Below are 17,556 nucleotides of genomic sequence, written 5' to 3' on the forward strand. Positions count from 1 at the left end.
CCTCTCGGCGTGGAAAGCAGGCGTAACGTAGAGACTGCCGACGGGAGCTTCACCGAGGAGCTCGTTGTCAACATCGGTCCGTCGCACCCCTCCACGCATGGGGTGTGCCGTGTCGTCGTGCATCTCGACGGCGAGATCGTGACACGCGCCGAGCCGATTATCGGCTATCTGCACCGCGGCATCGAGAAGATGGCCGAGAACCGCACCTACCTCCAGGTCGTCCCGCTTACCGACCGTCTCGACTACGTGGGCTCGATGTACTCGAACTGGGCGTACTGCCGGGCGGTCGAACGGCTCGCTGGTATCCGTGTCCCGGAGCGCGGAGAGTACCTGCGCGTCATCGTGTGCGAGATGCAGCGGATAGCGAGCCACATGATGGCGCTCGGCTCCATGGGCGCCGACACGGGCGCGTTTACGTTTTTCATCTACGCATTCGACCAGAGGGAACGGATCGTAGAGTTGTTCGAGGAGCTCTGCGGCGCGCGGCTCACATACAACTACGTACGCCCCGGCGGCGTGGCGTCCGATCTTCCCGAGGGCTGGACGAGCCGCCTTCTTGAATTCACCACGGCGCACCGCAGCGCGCTCGGCGAGCTCGATCGCTTGTACTTTGGCAACGCCATCGCGCGGGGGCGCCTGAAGGGCGTTGGCGTGCTCGACGCGAGCGACGCGATCGCGTGGGGCGCCACCGGGCCGGTTGCCCGAGGCTCCGGTGTCAACTGGGACTTACGCAAGCACGATCCGTACTCGGTTTATCCGCGGTTCGATTTTGACGTGCCTACTGGCACAAACGGAGACGCCTACGATCGCGCCCGCGTACGCCTGTTCGAGTGTTACGAGTCGTGCCGGATCATCGAACAGGCCCTTGCGCAGATGCAGCCAGGCCCGTGCAGCGCGGAGGGTCTACCGCGACTGCTCGCCCCTCGTCCTGGTGAGGCGTACGACCACATCGAGTCGGCGCGCGGCACTCTCGGCGTCTACCTTGTCTCCGACGGTTCCACGCGGCCCCACCGCATGAAGGTGTGCTCACCGGCTTTCTCCAACCTCGCCCTGTTGCCGCTGCTTGCCGAGGGCCACCTGCTTTCAGACCTTGTCGTCGTACTCGGAAGCCTCGACCCGGTATTCGGGGAGGTGGACCGGTGAGCGGATTGGTGTGGGGCGTTGTGTGGGGCTTTGCTGCTTCGCTGCTCATCGCGCTCGCCGCCCTTCTTGGCGTGTGGTGGGAGCGCAAAGTTTCCGGCGCCATTCAGATGCGAATAGGTCCGCAGGAGCTTGGCCCGGCGGGCTTGCTGCAGACGCTCGCCGACACGGTGAAGCTCGTCTTGAAGGAGGACATCACGCCGAGGGCTGCGGATGTCACCATCTTTCGCATAGCGCCGCTCATCGTGTTCGCACCGGTAGCGATGTCACTCCTGGTTGTTCCGTACGCCCAGGGCTTCGCTCCGCTCGACACGGGCGTCGGCGTACTGTTCTTCATGGCCGTGCCGGCAGTATCCGTGATCGGAGTGCTGCTCGCAGGGTGGTCGTCGCGAAACACGTACGCCACCATCGGAGGTATCCGCGCCGCGGCGCAGATGATCTCGTATGAGCTTCCGCGCACGCTGTCAGTTCTCCCGCTCGTGCTGCTAGCCGGTTCCCTTCGCCCGCTCGACATCGTGGATGCGTGGCGGTGGTGGTGGATCCCACTGCTCACCATAGCCTTCGTCGTCTACCTCATCTCTTCACTAGCCGAGCTCAACCGCGGCCCCTTCGACCTGCCGGAAGCAGAGTCTGAGCTTGTGGCGGGTTACTTCGCGGACTACTCGGGGATCCGCTGGGCGATCTTCATGATGGCCGAGTACGGCGGACTGTTGGCGGCATCGGTGTTTGGAGCGGCGCTCTTCCTCGGCCCGTTTTCGTTGCTGCCGGGCGCTGCGGGGATCGCTCTGTTTGTCGTCTTTTCCGCAGCCATAGCCACCCTCATGGTGTGGACCAAGTGGACGTTTCCGCGGATGCGTCCCGACCAGCTCATGGGGCTTGCGTGGAAGGTGCTCACGCCGATGGCGCTCGTGCAGCTGGCCCTCGTGGGGGTGGTGCTCCCGTGGCTGTAGGGGGTCGCTTCTCACGTGGAGGTGATGAGCCCGGCGCCCGGCTGAATGGCGGTGCCCGCCACCACGAAGTTGGCGCGCCCGATCGCACGCCGGACGTCGTGCCGATCACGGTGAGCGTCACCGACGACTTCTCCCCGGGCGTGACAGGATTCATCCAGAGGTGGCGCTCGCTCCTCGTCGGGTACGGGATCACAGGCCGCCGAGCGCTTGAGCCCGCTACGACTCTTCGCTACCCCCATGAGAAGGTCACCATTTCCCCGCGATGGCGTGGAGCGCTCCGGCTACGAGGAATTCTGGGCCGCGACGAAATCGGCCTGCTCAAAGCGTCGCCACCCGTCTACAACGACCTCATCGACGAGCTCTACTCCGCTGACCGGCTCCCGCCATGCGTGGGAAACTGTCCTGCTAACGTAGACGCTCGCGGACAGGGCTATCTGCTCGCCGAGGGAAGGGCTGCCGAGGCGTACGAACTCGTCAGGGAGCGCAACATCTTGCCGGGTGTTCTTGGCAGGATATGTCACCACCCGTGCGAGACCGCGTGCCGCCGCAGCTACTACGACGAACCCGTCGCGATCAGGCCGCTGCACCGTCATGCGTACGAGGAGTTTGTCAAGGTCGCCGAGGAGCGGCTCACTTTGCTGCCGGTGACGCGCGAGGAGCGAGTCGCAATCATCGGCTCTGGACCGAGCGGACTCGCGGCGGCCTTTGACCTGATGAGCCTGGGCTACTCGGTGACTGTGTACGAGAAGGACAGCCACCCGGGAGGCGCGCTGTACTCGGGTGTTCCGGCGTACCGACTGCCACGGGAAATCTTGCTCGGAGAGATCGAATATTTGGTGAGGCTGGGCCTCGAGCTGAAACTCGGTATCGAGGTGGGTACCGACGTTCCCATCGACTACCTCATGGGCGAGTACGACGCTGTTCTCATCGCTGCGGGTCTTCAGGAGAGCCGGATCATTCCCCTTCCTGGCAGCGATGCGACCGGCGTGGAGGGCGCCCTGCCGTTCCTCAAGGCCGCCAACTGGAAGGGCGATGCCGGGGTAAAGGGCCAGCGCGTCTTGGTGATCGGCGGCGGCAATGTCGCCGTGGATGTCGCGAGATGCGCTGTCCGCACGGGAGCCGCTGAGGTGCGTCTGGCATGTCTCGAGGCAGATGATGAGATGCCGTGCCATCCGTGGGAGATCGAGGAAGCGCTCGACGAGGGTGTCATCGCGATGTGCTCTCTCGGCCCGGAAGAAGTACTCACGACATCCGGCGGGCTCGTTAGGGGGATGAGGATGCGGGAGTGCCTCGGGGTGTTCGACGCCGCTGGTCGCTTTGCGCCGCGATTTGGCGAGGGATATACCGATATCGCGTGTGACGTCGTGGTGTTCGCGGTTGGTCAGGCTCCCGCGCTCGCCGATCTGGTCGCGGGATCAGACCTCAGACTGACCGAGCGTGGGCTGCTGCCGGTCGACGGGACGCTGTTTACCACCTCGCATCCAGGCGTATTCGCGTGCGGCGAGGTCGTGACGGGACCCGGAAGCGCGATCGGATCGATCGCGACCGGTCACGAAGCGGCGATCTCGATCCATCGCCACTTGCGTGGCGAGGACCTGCGCGCTGAGCGCACGTTGCGTCCGGTGCCGCTCTACTCGGCGTATCAGAAGGCCACTCTCGCAGGCGTGGAGAGCTCCCGCTTGCGAGCGGTGATGCCCATGGCCCGTGCCGAGGAGCGTGCGAAGGACTTTCGACCCATCGAACTTGGCTTCACGCATCTCGAGGCGCTGAACGAAGCCGCCCGGTGTTTGCGATGCCAATCCGAGGTGTGCGTGGGCTGCACCTTCTGCGCGCGAACGTGTCCTGATTACGCCATCGAAGTTGACCGTATCGACGATCCTGGCGGCAGGTGCGTCACTCGCTACGATCTCGACCTGACCAAGTGCTGCTTCTGCGGACTGTGCGCCGAGCAGTGTCCGACCGACGCTCTTGCGCATACCGGTAGCTACGAACTGACCTTCTACCACCGCGATCTTGCTGTCCTCGACCGCGACGAGATGCTCCGCGATGGCATCGGCACCCGGGTCACGGGGCGTGACGCTGTGTGTCACGAGGCCAGAAAGGCCGGATCATGACGGGAGACGCGATCGTGTATGCCGTTCTTGCCGGCGTCGCCATTGCCGGAGGACTCATCACGGTGTTCACCCGGGACATCACGCGAATGATGATCGGGCTCGGCGCGTTTCTTCTGGCACTCGCCGGCTTCTTCGTCTATTGGGGTGCGGTGTTTCTGGGCGCGGTACAGCTGTTTGTCTATGTTGGCGGCGTGCTCGTGCTGTTTGTCTTTGCCATCATGCTCGTGCATCGGGGCTCCGACGGCTCACCTCGGCTTGAAACCAGACACGACGTCGCCGCGCTCACCGTCGCCGGCGGGGTGTTTTTCATGGTTGTCTCGACACTTCAAGACGTCGCTCCCCGCGGCGTGGAAGGCGCGATTGACTCTGACACCGACAGGATCGCCGAGGTGTTCCTTGGTCCGATGCTCACCCACTTTGAGATGGCTGGCGTGCTGCTGCTGGCAGTTCTTGTCGCGGTGGTTGTGATTGTGGGCGGGAGGGAGAAGTGAGCCTCCTCGTAGTGTCGATGTTGCTGTTCTCAGTCGGGCTCTATGGAGTGCTGACCCGCCGAGACCTTGTGGCTGTGCTGGCGTCCATTGAGGTGATGCTCGGCTCGGCGACACTCCTGTTGATCGGGATGGCGGCATCGAGCGCGCCTATCGCCGATCTTGATCTGGCGGGCGCGCGGATCGAAGTCACCGCAATGCTGATCATCGTGCTGGCCGCCGCCGAGGCGGCGATAGGCCTCGCGCTCGTCGTGGCTGTAGCCCGGCGTTTCCGGTCAACGAACATCGATGAGCTCACTGGGTTGGGAGGGTAGCGTGGAGGCGCTCGTGACACACGGATGGAGCGTGGTCGCCGTTCCGGTAGCCGTCGCGTGCGCCGTTGCGCTTGCGGGACGCAGACTCGGCAGGGGTGTTGCGTTGCTCGCATCTCTCGCCCCAGCGTGGGTGCTGGCGACCGGCGTCTCAGCGGCGTTGTTCGCGCCTGTTGGAGGCGAGGGGGCGATCGGTGCAGGGGCGCTTCCTTGGCTTGGCGTAGGACTCGATGTGGGCTGGGCGATAGACGGGCTTGCGACCGTCATGCTCTGCCTGGTGGGCATCGTCGCGCTGCTCGTCATTGTGTTCTCCGATGGGTACCTTGCGCTCGCCGAGGCGCGTCCACGCTATTTCGCGCTACTCGCGCTGTTCACCGGAGCGATGTCGTTACTCGTGATCGCTGACGGATTTCTCGGCCTGTTTATCGGGTGGGAGCTCGTAGGGGCGTGCTCATACCTGCTCATCGGCTACTGGTTTACCAAAGCCGAGGCGGCCTCTGCGGCAATGAAGGCATTCCTCACGACGCGCGTCGGCGATGTCGGTCTCTTGATCGCCCTTGCGGTGCTCTTCGCCGAAGTGGGCGATTTGTCGTTTGCGGCTGTGGCCGCCGCTGTTCCTCGGATGGCTCCCGAGACCGTGACCGTGGTTGCGCTGCTGCTGCTGGCGGGTGCCGTAGGCAAGTCCGCGCAGTTCCCGCTGCACATCTGGCTGCCTGACGCGATGGAGGGTCCGACCCCTGTCTCCGCGCTCATACACGCGGCGACGATGGTGGCGGCAGGCGTGTTCCTGCTCGCGCGGGCGTGGCCGCTGTTGGGCGCTTCTGAGGTAGCGCTCATGGCGACCTTGGCGGCGGGAGTCGTTACGGCGGTCCTCGCCGCCGCGGCGGCGTGTGCGCAAAGTGACATCAAGAAGATGCTCGCCTACTCGACGATAAGCCAACTCGGCTTCATGTTCGCCGCCATCGGTGCCGGCGCATGGGCCGCCGCGATCTTCCATCTAGTAACCCACGCCTCATTCAAAGCGCTGCTCTTCCTTGGCGCCGGAAGCGTGATCCACTCTACTGGTACCCAAGAGATGCGACACGCTGGCGGGATCGCTCGGCTGATGCCGCTCACGGCCGTGACGTGGTTCGTGGGCGCAGCGGCGCTCGCGGGCGTCCCTCCGTTCGCTGGCTTTTTCAGTAAGGACAAGATCCTGGACGCTGTGTGGGGCTTTGACGCAGTGTGGGGCGCCGCGCTTTTCGCGGCGAGTGCGCTTACCGCGCTCTATATCACTCGCGCCACGGTGCTCGTCTTCTTTGGCGCGTATCGCGGGCACGGGTCTCCGCACGAGGGCGGGTTGCGGATGCGTGGCCCGCTTGTCGCGCTCGCCGTTCTTGCGGCCATCCTTGGATTTGCAGGTGGCCCGGTCTTCGCGCTCATCGGCGGAGGCGCGGCTGAACTCGACCTCGCGATCGCCGCCGCCGCAACGACGTTCGCGGTGACCGGCGGCGTGATAGGGATGCTTTTCGCGCGCCGCTCCCTTGTGAGGGGCGAGGTAGTGCACCCGCCCTCACACGCTGGCCTCTCCAGTTGGGCGCGCTCGGGTTTTGGCTGGGACACGCTGGTCGCCGCTATGATCACTCGGCCCGCCGCGGCGGTAGTCCAACTACTGGACCGGAGGATCGATCGCGGCGTCATCGACCGCATTGCCGAGGGCGCTGGGACGGCCTCTCGCGTTGTGGGTAGCGGATTTTCTGCGCTGCAGTCCGGCGACGGACAGTGGTACGCCACGATGACGGGCGCTGGCGCTGTTGCTCTGCTCACGCTCGTCGCGCTCATCGGAAGGGGGCTCTAAGACCATGCTCGCGGTCGATCTGTTGGTCTTACTCCCGCTCGCAGGCGCGATCGCGGTTGTGGTGATTGGCGCACGCGCGCCTCGTTTTGCGCGCGTGATCTCGCTGTGCGTGTCCTTTGGACCGGCGCTTCTGCTCGCCTCACTCGCGCCCCACTGGTTGCTTGATGGAACGGCTGTTGTGGGGACCGCGATACCGACCGACGCCTTTTCGTTCTGGTCGCTTCGCATCGACGGGATGAGCGCGCCGTTGCTTGCGCTTGGCGCCCTGCTCGGCCCGGTTGCGGTGCTTGCATCGTGGAATGTCGAGAAGCGGGCCGTCGCGCACCACGCGCTTCTGCTCGGCCTGCAAGCTGCGATAGCCGGCGTCTTTCTTGCCGCTGACATCGTGCTCCTCTATGTGTTTTGGGAGGCTGTGCTGATCCCGATGTACTTCCTCATCGGCGTGTGGGGCCACGAGGGGCGAAAGCACGCCGCGATGAAGTTCTTCATCTACACCTTCGCGGGGAGCGCCCTCATGCTTGTCGGCATTCTTGTCGCGATTTTCCAGACGGGCCAGACCTCGATTGAAGCCATTGTCGGATCGGCCGGGAGCATCTCCGATCCGGCACTTGTGTTTTGGCTGATCGCCGCGGGCATGCTCGTGAAGATTCCCGCCGTCCCGCTGCATACGTGGCTTGCCGACGCCCATGTGGAGGCGCCGACAGCCGGTTCCATCCTGCTTGCGGGCCTTCTGCTCAAGATGGGCGGATATGGTTTCATGCGTGTCGCGATCCCGATCGCGCCAGACGTGTTTATCGACGCGCGTGGGGCACTCGCCATCCTCGGCGGCATTGGAATCGTGTACGGGGCATCCCTCGCGTTCGCGCAGATTGATTTGAAGCGCCTCATTGCGCTATCGAGCGTTTCGCACATGGGATTCGTGCTTCTTGCCATCTCATCTGGGACCGAGAACGGCTATCTCGCCGCCATGCTTGTCATGGTGAGTCACGGCCTCATCGCGCCTCTGCTCTTCCTGCTCGCCGGGCAGCTCTACGAGCGAACCGGGACCCGTAGCATGGAGCGCTTCGGAGGTCTTGGCGTCACCATGCCGAGGTGGGCTGCGCTCTTCACGTTTGGCGCGCTTGCCTCACTTGGACTGCCAGGACTTTCCGGCTTTCCCGGGGAGCTGCTTGCGCTGGTCTCCGCGTTTGGCGCGTGGTCGTACTGGATGGCGCCGGCCGCTGCGGGAGTTGTGCTGGCGGCCGCGTACAACCTTCGCGCGGTTCGCGAGACGGTTTGGGGTCAGGCGAGCGGGGAGTGGAGCGGGATTGCCGATGTCGGCGTTCGCGATCTTGCTGGCACGCTTCTTCTCGGCGTTGCGATAGTCGCTGTGGGGGTGTGGCCAGGTGTTGTCACAGGTGCCACTGGCGATGTCTTCCGAGTGCTCGCGTCGATGACGGCGGGTGGATGACGTGGAGCAGGTAGCTCTCATCACGGTTTTCGCTCCGCATATTGCCGCCACGGCGGCGGCCGTCATCGCGTTGGTGTTTGACGCGTTTTCGCGGCGTGGACTTGCGGTAGCGGCCTGCGCCACGGGTCTTGCCGTCGCCGCGGCACTGTCCGCGCTCGCCGTGGCGCGTCCGGGCTCACTTTCCGGCGACATTGCTGTGAGCGGAGCGGGATTCTCGGCAGTGGGCACCGTCGTGTTCGCAACAGGCGCGGTGGTGATGCTTGGATCGTGGCGATACTTCACATCCGCCGAGATGGGCGGAGGGCTTGCCGCGCTCGCCACCGTTGCGCTCGCCGCCGCGGCCGCGCTCTCACACGCTGCTGATCTGCTGATTGTGTTGATTTGCCTGGAGGTGATGGCGGTCGCGAGTTACGCGCTTGTGTGGTCCGCCCGGACGCCAGCATCCACGGAAGCCGCGATCAAGTTCTTTATCCAAGGCGCGGTCGCGACCGGACTGTTCGTGCTCGGTCTGGCGGTATTGTTTGGGTTGTATGGAGCGTCGACGTCGTACGTATCGCTCAACGTCCAGACCCGCGAGATCTCCGGTCAAGGCGTCACCACCGCGTTCGCGCTCCTCGTAGCGGCTTTCTCCTACAAGCTCGGGGCGTTTCCGTTCCATTCGTGGGCACCTGACGCGTTTGAAAGCGCGCCACCGCACGCCTCGGCGTTGCTGGCGGGCATACCTAAACTCGCCGCTGGCGTCGCGATGATGCTGCTATTCCCGCTCGCGGTCTTCTCGCATGTCAACCCAGTGATCTACCTCTGGGTGTTTGGTGCGCTCGCTGCCGGTTCGATGGCGTTCGGGGTCTTTGGCGGCCTCGTGCAACGTTCCTACACCAGGATGCTTGGGTATTCGGGCGTCGCACACGTTGGCTTCGCGCTGATTGCGCTCGCAACCGGTCCTCAGGCGATGAACGCGCTAGCGGCGATGCTCATCTTCTACGCGATCGCCGCCGCTGGCGCGTATCTGGCCGCAGGATGCGTGCGGGCGTTGCGTCCGGCGTGGGACGGATCGATCGAGGGGATGGCGGGTATTGGCCGCCAGAGCCCGTTGCTCGGGTTCGCCCTTACAATCGCGCTCTTCTCCCTCGTTGGGATGCCGCTCACCGCCGGGTTCTGGGGTAAATTCCTGCTGCTTGGAGTAGCGGTGTCCGCCGGTCTGTGGTGGCTTGCGCTCATCGGCGTGATCGCGTCCGTAGTGTCGTTTGGCTACTACGGCGCGGTGCTGAAGGCGATTTACTTCTCGGCGTCATCCGGTGATGCAGGGAATGCTGGCGACGCCGGCGATGCTGAGGCGCTAGTCTGCGAGACAGCCTGTCCTGATAGACCCGCGCTTGCCGCGCTGTTCGTGCTGTCTTTTCTGCTGCTGGCGGCCGGCATCGTTCCGCTCGCCACTGGGCTCAGCTGGATAGTCAGGACCCTCACATTTGTCTGACTGAAATAGGTTTTGAAGTGGCAATTTCCCCAGCGGTTCGCGCTCAGTTTCACGAAATTTTCCTTGCACCTGCCGGAGTGTCGCATTACAATGTCGTTGTGTTGCATGCGAATGCAACCCCTTACCCCTGAGCCTCAAGGTGCCGGCCTTGGGGCTCAACCTTTTCTGAGCACATCGCTCAAGCCGTGCGGCTCTACTCCAGACACCCAGCCCGCTGACGATGAAAAACCATCCGATTCATAAGATATTCATACGGGTTAAGGGTCAAGAAGTTACTGCGCAAAGCCGATACGTACCACAGTATGAAAATTTCACGCGAACAAGTCGGGCACGCCGCCCGCTACCTGCAAACATCGTCTGGCGCACGGGACACACAAGCGTCGCGCGAGATATCCCCCCAGCTACTTGAGCGTCTTCAAAAACACCTGGAGTCGCTACCTGATTACCGCGAGGACCGGATCGAGTCGGCTCGAATGCTGATAGAGGGGCCGCTCCCGCCGCCTCAGGTGATTGCCGAGAGTATGCTCGGCCGGATCATCTCCGACAGCATTCGTTAATCGGCGTACGCCCTTCGAGCGAGGTGGTCACACGTCCTCGCAACCCGCATAATCGGCGTAGACACACGTGACCCGTGAACGAGACGAGGGCCTGTGAGCGTTGATGGCGCCACCCGCACGATTCTAAACATCGCCGCCAACGTGGTTTTACTCCTCGCGATCGCACTTATCGCGCGAGTCGTGATCGCGTTCTTTGGAGTGCTTGCCGCGACCGACCTGGGAAGTGTGGTCGTGGAGCTGACGGAGTACGTGACCCCACCGCTGGGCGTCACCTCGCCGCGTACTCCGTACGGCGGCGTTTTCGACTCCGACGCGGCGATCACCGCCGTGGCGCTCCTGTTAATCGAGTGGATACTGAGTGTCGTCCGGTGGCGGGGGTGACGGCCTAGGTGACGTACACACGTGAGAGACTCGGCGAGATCCTCGTGAACTCGGGCCTCGTTTCGATGGAGGACATGAGCGCCGCGCTTGCCGAGCAGCTCAGACTTGGCGGGAAGCTTGGCCAGATCCTCGTCGACATGGGCGTGGCGAGCGAGGAACAGATCGCTGACACGCTCGCTCTTCAGAAAGGGTACGAGTACGTTGACCTCACCACGTACCGGGTAGACCGCTCGGCCGCGAGCCTCCTGCCCGCACGTGTTGCGCTCATGCGGCACGTTGTCCCCATCGAGTTGCGCGACGGCGCGCTCGTGCTCGCGATGGCGGACCCCCTCGACATCGAGACCGCTGACGAGGTGGAGGTCCGGACAGGGTATCGCGTCGTTCCCGTCGTTGCGTCTCCATCCCACATCCGCTACGCGATAGAGAAGTACATCTCGGCCGCAGACGCGTTCCAGGGCGTGGTGGACGCAGTCGAGGACGCCGAATCGGTGAGGGCCGAGGCGGACACGCAGGTCCTTGTTGGCGGGGAGGACGTTCCGATCGTCCGTCTCGTCAACCAGCTTATACGAGAGGCGGTACTCGAGCGGGCGAGCGACATACACATCGAGCCAGGGATAAGCGGTGTTCGAGTCCGCTACCGGGTCGACGGTGTGCTCCACGAGGTCATGTCGCTCCCGCTGGCGGCGCGTGCGGGGATTACAAGCCGGATCAAGATCATGGCCGAGATGGACATCGCGGAGCGTCGCCGGCCCCAAGACGGCAAGATCGCGCTCAGGATCGAAGAACGTCCGATCGACTTGCGTGTCGCAGGCGTTCCAACGCCCTTTGGTGAGAGTCTCGTCATACGCATACTCAACGCCGAGTTCTCGTTTCACTCCCTGACCGACCTCGGAATGAACACCACCCACCTCGAAACACTCTCTGACCTCCTCACCCGTCCGTACGGTGCCCTCCTTGTCTCTGGTCCCACCGGTTCGGGCAAGTCCACGACGATGTACGCCGCGCTCCAGAAGCTCAACGACCCGTCGCGCAAGATCATCACGATCGAAGAACCGGTCGAGTACCAGATGACTGGCGTCACACAGATTGGCGTCAACACCAAGATCGGACTGACCTTCGCGAGCGGTCTTAGGACGGTGCTGCGCTCCGATCCCGACATCGTGATGGTCGGTGAGATCAGGGATCCAGAGACAGCTGAGATCGCCATCCGGGCGGCGCTTACCGGGCACCTCGTCCTCTCGTCGATCCACACCAACGATGCGCCCTCGGCGCTGACGCGCCTTGTCGACATGGGCGTGCCCACTTACATCACCGGCTCGTCCCTTCTCGGCGTGATCGCTCAGCGACTCGCGCGTAAGCTTTGCGAGGCGTGCAAGCGCCCGGTGAAGCTCGATGCGGCGGAGATCGCGGCCGCCGGCTTTGACAAGCGGGAGGCCGCTGACCTCACTGTGTACGAACCGGTGGGCTGCGCACAGTGCGGGGACTCCGGATACCGCGGGCGAATGGGACTCTTCGAGGTCATGCACATCGATGAGAGCCTGACCCGGCTCTTCATGACGAATGCTCCCGCTGACCAGCTTCGGACTCTTGCGATAAAGAGGGGGATGGTCACGTTGCGCAGGGACGCGCTCGACAAGGTTGCGGCCGGGCACACGAGTCTTGCTGAGGTAGCAAGGGTTGTGATGTGACAGTGCGAAGAGACCCGCGCGCGGTCGTGCTCGTGCTCGACAGCGTGGGCGTCGGCGCGTTGCCCGACGCTCACCTCTACGGAGATGAAGGCGCGAACACGCTTGCGAACACCGCTCGCGCGGCAGGCGGGCTCAACATGCCTAACCTCGGCGCGATGGGGCTTGGCAACGTGACAGAGATTCTTGGCGTGCCGCGGCGTTCAAGGGCACTCGCGTCGTGGGGACGCAACGCTGAGGCGAGTGCGGGCAAAGACACCACCACGGGTCATTGGGAGATGATGGGACTCCACCTCACGCAGCCGTTTCCCACGTACCCGCAAGGTTTTCCAGTCGCGGTGATGGACGCCTTCACACGTGAGACCGGGGAAGGGTGGCTCGGCAACACTCCGGCCAGCGGGACGGCGATCATACAAGAGCTTGGCGATGAACACGTGAGGACAGGCAAGCCGATCGTCTACACATCGGCCGACTCAGTCTTCCAGATTGCCGCGCACGAGGATGTGATCAGCGTCGAGCGGCTCTACGAGATGTGTTCTATCGCTCGAGAAGCGGTGTGCGTGGGTGAACACGCGGTTGGACGCGTCATCGCACGACCCTTCATCGGGCCTGATCCGGCAGGCGCCTATGTGCGGACTCACCGCCGCCGGGACTTCGCGGTGGCGCCCTTCGAGCCCACCGTCCTCGATCGCCTCGCTGATAGAGGAATCGTGTCGTACGGGATCGGCAAGATAGGGGAGATCTTCGCGTGGCAGGGGATATGCGAAAGCCCTCATTCTGAGGACAACATGCACGGATTCGACAACCTCATCGAGCGCGTCGCGTCTCTCACCCCGGGTTTTGTCTTTGCCAACCTTGTTGACTTCGACATGATCTGGGGACACCGCAACGACGCCGAGGGCTACGCTCGCGGCCTCGAAGCGGTCGATGCAAGGATCCCCGAGCTCCTTGACGCGATGATCGACGGCGACCTGCTCATAATCACCGCCGATCACGGGTGTGACCCGACCATGCCGTCAACCGACCACAGCCGGGAGTACACTCCAGTTATCGCCAAGGTCAAGGGTGTCGATTCCGGTGTCGACCTAGGGGTGAGGTCGACGTTTTCCGACGTCGGTGAGACAGTGCTCGACTTTTACGGTCTTGCGGGCGCGTGCGGGCGCGGGAGATCGTTTCTCGCCGACGTGCTGCACGCGCCCGACACGAAAGGAGCATCGTGACGTTCGAGCAGCTCATCGCATCAAAGCGTGACGGCGCGGAACACACTCCCGAGCAGATTGAGCGGATCGTCTCGGCGTTTGCGACAGGCCAGATGCCCGACTACCAGATGAGCGCGTGGCTAATGGCCGCGCTCTTGAACGGGCTTACCGCCGATGAGACCGTAGCGCTGACCGGTGCGATGGTGCGCTCGGGGCGCGTGGTCGACCTTTCGGAGATTCACGGTGTGAAGGTCGACAAGCACTCGACGGGGGGTGTGGCCGATACGACAACCCTGGTGGTCGCCCCGCTCGTCGCTGCTCTCGGCGTTCCTGTCGCCAAGATGAGCGGGCGCGGACTTGGGCACACGGGAGGTACCCTCGACAAACTCGAGGCGATACCCGGGATGCGTGTCGAACTTGACGCCGAGGAGTTCATCGAGCAGGTGCGTGAGGTTGGAATAGCCGTCATTGCTCAATCGCCCGACATCGACCCGGCCGACAAGAAGATGTACGCCCTCCGGGATGTCACCGCGACAGTGCCGTCCATCCCGCTTATCGTGGGCTCGATCATCTCTAAGAAGATAGCGGGTGGGGCCGATGCGATCCTTCTCGACGTGAAGGTCGGGTCGGGCGCCTTCATGAAGACGATCAAAGACGCCGAGGCGCTCGCGGATGCGCTCGTGCGCACAGGAGAGGCACTTGGCAAGCAGGTACACTCGGTGATGACCGGGATGGATCAGCCGCTTGGCACGGCGGTGGGTAACGCGCTTGAAGTCGCTGAAGCGATAAGGACGCTCAAAGGTGAGGGACCGCCGGACCTGACCGAGGTATGCCTTGCGTTGACGGGCAAGATGGCCCTGCTCGGCGGTGTGGCAGCCGATGAGCGCGAGGGACGCGCCATGGCCGAGCGCGCACTGCGATCCGGTGAAGGCGTTCGAGTGATGACGCGCTGGATTGCGGCTCAGGGCGGTGATCCCTACATCGTTGAGAACCCGGAACGCCTGCCTCGCGCATGGGTGACGCACGAGGTCCGCGCGACACGCGCCGGATACGTGACAGCCACAAACGCCGAGGCGATCGGTCGTGCGGCGATGCTCGCGGGCGCAGGCCGGGCGACCCCCACGGACGTGATCGACCCGGCTGCGGGGCTCGTGCTTGAGCCACGCATCGGAGATGCGGTCGAGCGCGGCGAGCGTATCGCGACCGTACACGCCGCGACGGACGCTCGGTGCGCTGAGGCTGAAGCGATGCTGCTCTCGGCGATCACCATCAGCGATGTGAGGACCGAGCCGCCACCGCTCTTTCTTAAGGGGTAGGAGCCGTACCGTGCAACTCGTGGTGGGACACGCAAACCCGGATTTCGACGCATACGCCGCGACGGTCGCGGCCGCGAAGCTCTTCCCGGGGTCTCGCGGCGTGTTTCTCGGCACCCAAAACGCCAACGTGCGTGCGTTTCACAACTTGCACGAGGACTTTCTCGACTTCGTCGATTTGCGCGGACTTGATCTCGGGGCGGTCGAGCGTCTCATCGTCGTCGACACGCGCGATCCCGCGCGGATTGGTGAGCTGGGGAAGGTAGCGCTCAGGCCAGGGGTAGATGTCATCGTCTACGACCATCATCCGCCCGCTGAAGGCGATCTTGAAGGGGTGGACGATCGCAGTCTTGAAGTTGGCGCCACGACTTCGATACTCGTGCACGAGATCCACCGGCAGGCCATAGCGCTTGCCCCACTGGAAGCTTCCTTACTGCTTCTCGGCATCCACGAGGACACCGGATCGCTCACCTACCCCAATGCCACGGCCTACGACGCGGAGGCCGTCGCCTATCTGATGGCCGCTGGCGCCGACATGGAGGTGCTCAACCAGTTCCTCATGCGCACCCTCGACCCGCAGCAAAGCGCGCTGCTCGACCAGCTCACCGCTTCACTTCAGGTGTGGGATGTGAACGGTCAACGGATTGCGGTAGGCACCGCCCACGCCGAGGAGTACGTGGACTCGGCGAGCGTGCTCACTCACTACATCGTCGAAGACATGGGACACCGGGTGGCGATCGCGATAGTGGGTATGGCCGAGCGCGTGCAGGTGGTGGCGCGCAGCAGGGTCCACGGGGTCGATGTTGGCGAGGTGATGGCTCGGATCGGCGGCGGCGGACATCCGCAGGCGGCCTCCGCGGCTATGCGCGACGTGCCGGTCGCCGAAGCGATTGAGCGGATCCGTGAGGCGCTGCACGCTTGCGTCAGACCTCCGCTGCGAGCCAAGGACATCGCTTCAAGCCCGGTAAGGTTCGTGCCTCCTGGCGCAACCATGGCCGAGGCGTTCGAGATCATGTCGCGGTGGGGACACGGCGGGTTGCCCGTGCTTGAGGATGCGACGATCGTTGGCATCGTCACTCGGAAGGACGTCGACAAGGCAGCGCGCCACAACCTCTCACACGCGCCTGTGCGCGGTTTCATGGCACGGGACATCGTGACAATCCATCCCGACGCTGATCTTGTCTCCATCGAGCGGCTCCTTGCGACCAAGGGCATCGGACGTCTGCCGGTTGTCGCTGACGGCGACATCATCGGTATCGTCACCCGCAAAGACCTTTTGCGCGCTGAGCATGGGGAGGAGTATCTCGACCGCCGGGTTCCGCAGGCTCGCGCCCGCTCGACGCAGCGCTTCCTGTCCTCAATCGAATCGTTGTTGCCCGAAGAGGCGACCGGTTCGCTGCGTGTCCTCGGCCGTCTGGGAGACGAGCGAGGTGTTCGCGTACACGCTGTAGGTGGGTTCGTCAGAGACATGTTGCTCGGCCGCCAAAACCTCGACATCGACGTAGTCGTCGAAGGCGATGGCGTCACCTTCGCGCAGGAGGCCGCGGCGCGTCTCGGTGCGCGGGTGAAAATACACCGGCGCTTCGGTACTGCGGTTGTCGTGGTGTCCAAGCGCCTGTACGTGGATGTGACGAGCGCTCGCACCGAGTACTACACGCGTCCCGGTGCGCTGCCAACGGTAGAGCGGTCCTCGCTCAGGCAAGACCTGTTCCGGCGCGACTTCACGGTAAACGCGATCGCGGCGTGCGTGAACGCCGAGTGTTTCGGGGCCATCGCCGACCCGTTTGGCGGTTTGCGCGATCTGGAGCGCAAAACGCTGCGCGTATTACACTCGCTTTCCTTTGTCGAAGACCCCACACGCGTGCTGCGCGCGGCCCGCTTTGAGGAGCGCTTCGGATTCAAGATGGACGGAGCGACCGAGGAGCTCGCCCGTCGTACGGTTGAGATGGGCGTGATCGATGAAGTCTCGGGCGCGCGGATCCGCGAGGAGATGCTTGACATCATCGATGAGGACTCTCCAGCAACCGTGTTCGTGCGCCTCGATGATCTCGGGGTACTCGGCGTGTTTGTGCCTGACGGGACCGAGAGTCACCGGGTGATCGACGGGTTGTACGCCACTGAGCGCGCGTATCGCGCGGTCGCTGACGCCTTCAGCAAGACGCCCCGCCGCCGTGTCGCGCTCGTCGCCTCGCTCGTCGCTGGCTGCGGACGTCAGAACGCAGAGCGATGGCTCAAGTACATGAGGTTCGGCCGAGAGTACGGCCTTCCCGCGCTTGAGCTTGCCGAGAGGGCCGACTTTCTTGGAAGGCGGCTCAAAGATCGCCGCAAGATGCGTGACTCGCGACTCTACCGATTGCTCGAACCGGTCCCTGACGAAGCGCTCGTGTACCTGTGGGGCGTGGGAGGCACGCTGGCACGGGAGCGTATCGAGCGGTTTGTTCGCGTTTTGGCGCGGCTCAAGCCTGGCGTGAGTGGCGCGGATCTCATAGAGATGGGACTGCCGCCATCGGCGGTGTTCTCGGGTATACTCGCGCAAGCGCTCAACGCCCGGCTCGACGGAATCGTCGTTGGCAGGGACGACGAGCTTGCCCATCTGCGACGCCTTGTGTCCCGCGCGACCGAGAGACATGGTGTCCCGATCGCCGAGAAGTAGGAGC

Annotated in this window: 14 protein-coding genes; all 14 read left to right on the top strand. The window is 63.9% G+C overall.

Translation table 11 applies throughout. From position 1 onward, the window contains the following. Positions 1–9: 9 nt before the first annotated feature. The 14 genes from KGZ40_01900 (at position 10) to KGZ40_01965 (ending at position 17,552) form a co-directional block, all read left to right on the top strand. Positions 10–1,143 (top strand): NADH-quinone oxidoreductase subunit D, encoded by a 1,134-nt coding sequence (locus tag KGZ40_01900; protein ID MBS3956277.1) that lies wholly within the window; start codon positions 10–12, stop codon positions 1,141–1,143. After that, positions 1,140–2,090, top strand: coding sequence for an NADH-quinone oxidoreductase subunit NuoH (nuoH, locus tag KGZ40_01905; protein ID MBS3956278.1), 951 nt, complete (start codon positions 1,140–1,142; stop codon positions 2,088–2,090). The genes KGZ40_01900 and nuoH overlap by 4 nt, the downstream gene beginning before the upstream one ends. Beyond that, on the top strand, positions 2,081–4,204 hold the full coding sequence (locus KGZ40_01910) for an FAD-dependent oxidoreductase (protein ID MBS3956279.1): 2,124 nt from the start codon (positions 2,081–2,083) through the stop codon (positions 4,202–4,204). Before nuoH ends, KGZ40_01910 begins: the two co-directional genes overlap by 10 nt. Further along, positions 4,201–4,695, top strand: a complete 495-nt coding sequence (locus KGZ40_01915) for an NADH-quinone oxidoreductase subunit J (GenBank protein ID MBS3956280.1) — start codon at positions 4,201–4,203, stop codon at positions 4,693–4,695. The genes KGZ40_01910 and KGZ40_01915 overlap by 4 nt, the downstream gene beginning before the upstream one ends. Continuing rightward, positions 4,692–5,006: an NADH-quinone oxidoreductase subunit NuoK gene (gene nuoK / locus KGZ40_01920; protein MBS3956281.1), complete on the top strand. Its 315-nt coding sequence runs from the start codon at positions 4,692–4,694 to the stop codon at positions 5,004–5,006. The genes KGZ40_01915 and nuoK overlap by 4 nt, the downstream gene beginning before the upstream one ends. After that, positions 4,981–6,840 (top strand): NADH-quinone oxidoreductase subunit L, encoded by a 1,860-nt coding sequence (nuoL, locus tag KGZ40_01925; GenBank protein ID MBS3956282.1) that lies wholly within the window; start codon positions 4,981–4,983, stop codon positions 6,838–6,840. Before nuoK ends, nuoL begins: the two co-directional genes overlap by 26 nt. A 4-nt stretch (positions 6,841–6,844) precedes the next feature. After that, positions 6,845–8,290, top strand: a complete 1,446-nt coding sequence (locus tag KGZ40_01930; protein MBS3956283.1) for an NADH-quinone oxidoreductase subunit M — start codon at positions 6,845–6,847, stop codon at positions 8,288–8,290. Position 8,291: 1 nt separating this feature from the next. Continuing rightward, positions 8,292–9,764, top strand: a complete 1,473-nt coding sequence (locus KGZ40_01935; protein ID MBS3956284.1) for a hypothetical protein — start codon at positions 8,292–8,294, stop codon at positions 9,762–9,764. Between the two features lie 302 nt (positions 9,765–10,066). After that, positions 10,067–10,321 (top strand): hypothetical protein, encoded by a 255-nt coding sequence (locus tag KGZ40_01940; GenBank protein ID MBS3956285.1) that lies wholly within the window; start codon positions 10,067–10,069, stop codon positions 10,319–10,321. A 93-nt stretch (positions 10,322–10,414) separates the two neighbouring features. Further along, a complete protein-coding gene (locus KGZ40_01945) occupies positions 10,415–10,702 on the top strand; it encodes a hypothetical protein (protein MBS3956286.1) in 288 nt (95 codons plus the stop codon). A gap of 8 nt (positions 10,703–10,710) precedes the next feature. Further along, positions 10,711–12,390, top strand: a complete 1,680-nt coding sequence (gene tadA, locus KGZ40_01950; GenBank protein MBS3956287.1) for a Flp pilus assembly complex ATPase component TadA — start codon at positions 10,711–10,713, stop codon at positions 12,388–12,390. 2 nt (positions 12,391–12,392) lie between these two features. Next, positions 12,393–13,607, top strand: coding sequence for a phosphopentomutase (locus KGZ40_01955; protein MBS3956288.1), 1,215 nt, complete (start codon positions 12,393–12,395; stop codon positions 13,605–13,607). Further along, a complete protein-coding gene (locus KGZ40_01960) occupies positions 13,604–14,902 on the top strand; it encodes a thymidine phosphorylase (protein ID MBS3956289.1) in 1,299 nt (432 codons plus the stop codon). The genes KGZ40_01955 and KGZ40_01960 overlap by 4 nt, the downstream gene beginning before the upstream one ends. Before the next feature lie 10 nt (positions 14,903–14,912). After that, positions 14,913–17,552, top strand: coding sequence for a CBS domain-containing protein (locus KGZ40_01965; protein ID MBS3956290.1), 2,640 nt, complete (start codon positions 14,913–14,915; stop codon positions 17,550–17,552). Positions 17,553–17,556: the final 4 nt, after the last annotated feature.

This window comes from Clostridiales bacterium (genome assembly GCA_018333995.1).
Lineage (GTDB): Bacteria > Actinomycetota > Coriobacteriia > Anaerosomatales > SLCP01 > JAGXSG01.

Bases quoted from the DNA above. Each gene is read 5' to 3' on its own strand.
- KGZ40_01915 (MBS3956280.1), top strand. From the start codon at position 4,201: ATGACGGGAGACGCGATCGTGTATGCCGTTCTTGCCGGCGTCGCCATT.
- KGZ40_01940 (MBS3956285.1), top strand. From the start codon at position 10,067: ATGAAAATTTCACGCGAACAAGTCGGGCACGCCGCCCGCTACCTGCAA.
- KGZ40_01930 (MBS3956283.1), top strand. From the start codon at position 6,845: ATGCTCGCGGTCGATCTGTTGGTCTTACTCCCGCTCGCAGGCGCGATC.
- nuoL (MBS3956282.1), top strand. From the start codon at position 4,981: ATGAGCTCACTGGGTTGGGAGGGTAGCGTGGAGGCGCTCGTGACACAC.